Annotated in this window: 3 protein-coding genes; 2 read left to right on the forward strand and 1 reads right to left on the reverse strand. The window is 63.3% G+C overall.

Annotated elements, in window-relative coordinates; genetic code table 11:
- Together EOA60_RS27265 and EOA60_RS27270 are read left to right on the forward strand one after the other, a co-directional pair.
- A partial coding sequence (locus EOA60_RS27265) for a VWA domain-containing protein (RefSeq protein ID WP_164899573.1) occupies positions 1-1660 on the forward strand: 1660 nt, incomplete at its 5' end.
- A gap of 14 nt (positions 1661-1674) precedes the next feature.
- Positions 1675-2076, forward strand: coding sequence for a hypothetical protein (locus tag EOA60_RS27270; RefSeq protein WP_245322448.1), 402 nt, complete (start codon positions 1675-1677; stop codon positions 2074-2076).
- Between the two features lie 12 nt (positions 2077-2088).
- On the opposite strand, the gene bmt is transcribed toward EOA60_RS27270, so the two are convergent.
- A partial coding sequence (bmt, locus tag EOA60_RS27275) for a betaine--homocysteine S-methyltransferase (RefSeq protein ID WP_128312183.1) occupies positions 2089-2781 on the reverse strand: 693 nt, incomplete at its 5' end.

Consider the following 2781-nt stretch of genomic DNA (forward strand, 5'->3'; position numbering starts at 1 on the left):
GCAGGAATACGGGGCGTTGAAGGACTTTGCCAAGCAAGTACCACAGGCGCTGCCTGCGCCGCCGCCTGCACCTGCGGAGGTTGACCAGCTGGCCGCCGGCGGACGCGCGAATGCCCAGGCGCCGGCAACCGCCATGCAGCCTGCAGAGATGCCGGCTGGCGCCGTCGCTGGTTCCAGGCCGATGGTTCAGCTGGCGCCCATGCCGGCCGATCAAATGCAGCCGCAAGAGCAAAACCGCGACCGCATCGAGACCTTCAAGACCAATCCGGTGCACCAAGCTGCCCAGGATCCGGTGTCGACCTTCTCGATCGATGTCGACACGGCGTCCTATTCCTTCGTCCGCCGCTCGCTGAAGGAAGGTATTCTGCCCGACCCAGGCACGGTCCGGGTCGAAGAGATGATCAACTACTTCCCTTATGACTGGAAGGGTCCAGACTCGGCCGCGACGCCGTTCAATTCGACTGTCACCGTCATGCCGACGCCCTGGAACGAGCGCACCAAGCTGATGCATGTTGCGATCAAGGGTTTTGACGTGAAGCCGGTCGAGGCGCCGAAGGCAAACCTGGTGTTCCTGATCGATGTTTCGGGTTCGATGGACGAGCCGGACAAGCTGCCGCTCTTGAAGTCGGCGTTCCGGTTGCTGGTCAGCAAGCTCAAGGCCGACGACACCGTCTCCATCGTCACCTATGCCGGCAATGCCGGCACGGTGCTGATGCCGACAAAGGCCGCGGAAAGGCAGAAGATTCTTGCAGCGATAGACAATCTGGAGCCAGGCGGTTCGACCGCCGGCGAGGCAGGCATCAAGGAAGCCTACAAACTTGCGCAGCAGTCTTTCGTCAAGGACGGCATCAACCGCGTGATGCTTGCCACCGACGGCGATTTCAACGTCGGCCAGACCGATGACGACGACCTCAAACGGTTGATCGAGAAGGAGCGCAAGACCGGCGTGTTTCTCTCGGTGTTCGGCTTCGGCCGCGGCAATCTCAACGACCAGATGATGCAGACCATAGCCCAGAACGGCAATGGCACGGCCGCCTATATCGACACGCTTGCCGAGGCCGAGAAGGTGCTGGTCGAGGACGCGTCCTCGACGCTGTTCACCATTGCCAAGGATGTGAAAATCCAAGTCGAGTTCAACCCGGCCAAGGTCTCGGAATACCGGCTGGTCGGCTATGAGACGCGGGCGCTCAAGCGCGAGGATTTCAACAATGACCGCGTCGACGCCGGCGATATCGGTTCCGGCCATTCGGTGACGGCGATCTACGAGGTCACGCCCAAGGGAAGCGGCGCCGAGCAGGTCGATCCGTTGCGCTATGGCGAGGCGAAGGTCGACAATGGCGGCGTTGCCAATGCGGGCGAATATGCCTTCGTAAAAATCCGCTACAAGCTGCCGAACGAGAATGTCTCGAAACTGATCACGACACCGGTGACCGCGGCCGACGAGGTGCCGTCCTTCGATGAAGCCGGCGTCGACCAGCGCTTTTCGGTCGCGGTCGCGGCTTTCGGGCAGAAGCTGCGCGACGCGGATCAGACGGCGAATTTCGGCTACGACCGGATCCTGGAGATCGCCAACGCCGCGCGCGGCGCTGATCCGTTCGGCTACAGGGCGGAATTCCTGTCGCTGGTGCGGCTAGCCTCGTCGCTGGGCACCAACAGATAGGGCGGGTGCCGTCCATGGAACAAAAAGCCGGCGGAGGACCTGCCGGCTTTTGCCGATCGTTAAATTGCGCGGCTTTTCCGGAACTTGATCGCAATGCCCTCCTGTTAGTCAAAGCTGATAGAAGTGAGGGGCTGGAATTGCATATCACCGGGAACGTGACGCCGACTGCGGGCAATCTTCAGACGCGAGCACCGTCCGCTCCGTCGGCGGAATCCGCGCGGATCAGGAATAATGTCGATGCGGCCCGCGACACGGCGCTCTCTGCGCTCAACAACGACCGCTTTCGCGTGATGCTGGAGCAGATCAGCGACCCGCGCGCGTCCGGCGCGTTGATGACGATGGGCGCAGACAGCAAGAACAGCGCCGCCACCGATCTCGGTACGGCGCTGTCGCGCTACGCTGAAAACAGCGCATAGAACAGGCCAACTTCAGGCGCGGCTGCGCCGGCGTTCGCGACGGCCTTCGCCTGCCTCGGCAGCGCTCGCTATCTTGTTGCGCATCGGCCCGATGCGCTCGACGATGGTCTCGACCGTCGGACGCGCCGACTTGGTGTGCGCGTCGAGCGCCTTGCGCATCGCGGCAAGGTGAGCGAACGAGGTGCCGCAGCAGCCGCCGACGATCTTGGCGCCCGCATCGACTGCCAGCCGGACATAGTCGGCCATCAGTTCCGGCGTGCCGGAATAGTGGATCTCGCTGCCGCGGAATTCCGGAATGCCGCAATTGCCCTTGACGATCACGGTGGCTTCCGGCTTCGCGTCGGTCATGTCGAGCAGCGAGGCCAGGATGTCGGCTGCGCCGACGCCGCAATTGGCGCCCACCCCAAGTGGAGCCTGCGATAGTCCATCCGCAACGCCGTGGATATCCTTGGGCAACAGCCCCATCATCGTGCGGCCGGCCGTATCGAAGGAACCGGTATAGGTGTAGGGCAGGCCGACACGGATCGCGGCTTCGGCCGCGGCGCGGATCTCATCCGGCGCCGACATGGTCTCGATCCAGGCGACTTCGGCTCCGCCGGCCTTCAAGCCCTCGATCTGCTCGGCGAAGGCATCCACCGCTTCCTCATAGGACATAGCGCCGAGCGGCACCAAAAGCTCGCCGGTCGGGCCGACGGAGCCGGCAAC

Source organism: Mesorhizobium sp. M1A.F.Ca.IN.020.06.1.1 (assembly GCF_004023265.1).
Classification (GTDB): Bacteria; Pseudomonadota; Alphaproteobacteria; order Rhizobiales; family Rhizobiaceae; genus Mesorhizobium.